Source organism: Nevskiales bacterium, from assembly GCA_035574475.1.
In the GTDB taxonomy this organism is placed as follows: domain Bacteria; phylum Pseudomonadota; class Gammaproteobacteria; order Nevskiales; family DATLYR01; genus DATLYR01.
This window is the reverse complement of record DATLYR010000096.1, coordinates 1-2,015: the sequence shown is the minus strand read 5'-3', so window position 1 is coordinate 2,015 and position 2,015 is coordinate 1. Positions and strand designations below refer to the sequence as shown.

Here is a 2,015-nt window from a genome sequence, read left to right as displayed (position 1 = left end):
GCCGCTACCGCCGGCACCTGTCGCTGTTCGATGAGGTCGGCCGCAACGCCCAGATCCAGATCAGCTACCTGTTCCGCTGAGCATGGCCCTCGACCGCGCCCAGCTTGCCGCCCTGTCCTTGTCGCTGCTGCTGCATGCGGCAGCGCTAGCTGCGATCTACCGCGGCCCGGCATCTCGCGCGCCCGACAGGCCGGCAGCCGACGCAGTGCTGCTGGTGCGCCTGATCACACCGGCGCCGGGACCCGCGGCTGCCGTCACGCCGGTCGCCCCAGCGCAGCCTTCCCGGCCGCAACCCGCGCCGCCGCCGGCCAGCGCCCGCAGCGAGCCCGCTCGGCCGCAGGCCGTCGCCACGCTGCCCGAACCGCAAACGCAGACGCCTCACGAGGTCATTCCGGATCCCGTGCCGCCAGCCGAAGCCCCGTCTGCCGACGAGGCCCCTCTGGCGGCAGCTGCAACACCCGCCGCGGAGGCAACGGGCGAGCTGCTGATCCAGGAACCCCGCTTCCGCCGCCCCCCGCAACCGCCGGCCTACCCGCGCCAGAGCCGACTGCGCGGCGAGAGCGGCACAGTGCTGGTGCGCGCACGCGTGGAGGCCGACGGCTCACTGTCCGAAGTCCAGCTGCTGGTGTCGTCCGGTTATCGGCTGCTCGATCGCGCCGCGCTGGCCGCCGTACGGCAGTGGGAGATCGAACCCTGGCGCCAGGGCGAGCGCAGACTCGCGGCCTGGGTGGAACTGCCGGTGGTGTTCCGTCTCGAGGATCCCCCTACCCTGGCACGGCACTGAATCCATCGTCCAACGTCAATCCCGGGAGAACTGCCATGACACAAGCCTCAGCCCTTCCTGCCGATGCGACGCAGGCCGCACAGACGTTGCGCCAGTCCTGGCAGGCACTGCTGCGCGAAGAGCCCAAGCTGCGGATTCGCGAAGCCGCCGCGCGCCTTGGCGTGAGCGAAGCGGAACTGGTCGCCACCGACTGCGGCCACGGCGTCGTCCGCCTGCAACCGGATTGGGGCGAGATCCTCAAGGCCATGCCTTCGCTCGGCCGCATCATGGCGCTGACCCGCAACGAGTCGGTGGTACACGAGCGCTACGGGCGCTTCGAGCAGGTGGAGGTGAACGGCCCGATGGGCCTGGTCCTGGGGCCCGACATCGACCTGCGCCTGTTCCTCAACCAGTGGCGGCACGGCTTTGCCGCGCGCCAGACGCTGCATTCCGGCACACGCAACAGCCTGCAGTTCTTCGACGCGCAGGGCAACGCCATCCTCAAGATCTACCTGACCGAAGACAGCGATGCGGGCGCCTACCAGGCGCTGGTGGCGCGCTGGCGATCCGAGGACCAGGCACCGACACTGGTTGCCGAGCCGGCCCCCGCGCCCGCCGCGGAACGGCCGGACAGCGAAGTGGACAGCGCCGGCCTGCGCGCCGCCTGGGAGGCGCTGCGCGACACGCACGACTTCTTTGCACTGCTGAAGAAATTCAAAGTCACGCGCACCCAGGCCCTGCGTCTGGTCGGGGATGACCTCGCCTGGCCGGTCGAGACCGGCGCCGTACGCCAGGTACTGGAAACCGCCGCCGCGCGCGCGCTGCCGATCATGGTCTTCGTCGGCAACCGCGGTGGCATCCAGATCCACACCGGCCCGGTGCAGAACATCAAGCCCATGGGCCCCTGGCTCAACGTGCTGGACGACGACTTCAACCTGCATCTGCGCGAGGACCACGTGGCCGCGGCCTGGGTGGTGCGCAAGCCCACCGACGACGGCGTGGTCACCTCGCTGGAACTGTTCGACGCGCGCGGCGAGAACCTGGCGCTGATCTTCGGCAAGCGCAAACCCGGCATCCCCGAGTCGGCCGACTGGCGCGCGTTGGCGGACGAGCTGCCGCGTGCGGAGCGGATGTCATGAACGCTCGCGGCTCATGGCTGTTGGCTCTGTCGCTGCTCGCCCTGCCCGCGCTGGCACCGGCGGTCACGGTGACGGATATCCATGGCCAATCCGTGCAGGTGCAGGACGCGAGC

The 2,015-nt window shown here is 70.4% G+C and carries 2 protein-coding genes; both read left to right on the top strand.

From position 1 onward, the window contains the following. Positions 1-82: 82 nt before the first annotated feature. Positions 83-784, top strand: a complete 702-nt coding sequence (locus tag VNJ47_05525; GenBank protein HXG28294.1) for a TonB family protein — start codon at positions 83-85, stop codon at positions 782-784. A gap of 35 nt (positions 785-819) precedes the next feature. Beyond that, on the top strand, positions 820-1,902 hold the full coding sequence (locus VNJ47_05520; GenBank protein HXG28293.1) for a ChuX/HutX family heme-like substrate-binding protein: 1,083 nt from the start codon (positions 820-822) through the stop codon (positions 1,900-1,902). The last annotated feature ends 113 nt before the right edge of the window (positions 1,903-2,015 follow it).

Coding starts and splice junctions, on each gene's coding strand:
- VNJ47_05525 (HXG28294.1), top strand. CDS start 83: ATGGCCCTCGACCGCGCCCAGCTTGCCGCCCTGTCCTTGTCGCTGCTG.
- VNJ47_05520 (HXG28293.1), top strand. CDS start 820: ATGACACAAGCCTCAGCCCTTCCTGCCGATGCGACGCAGGCCGCACAG.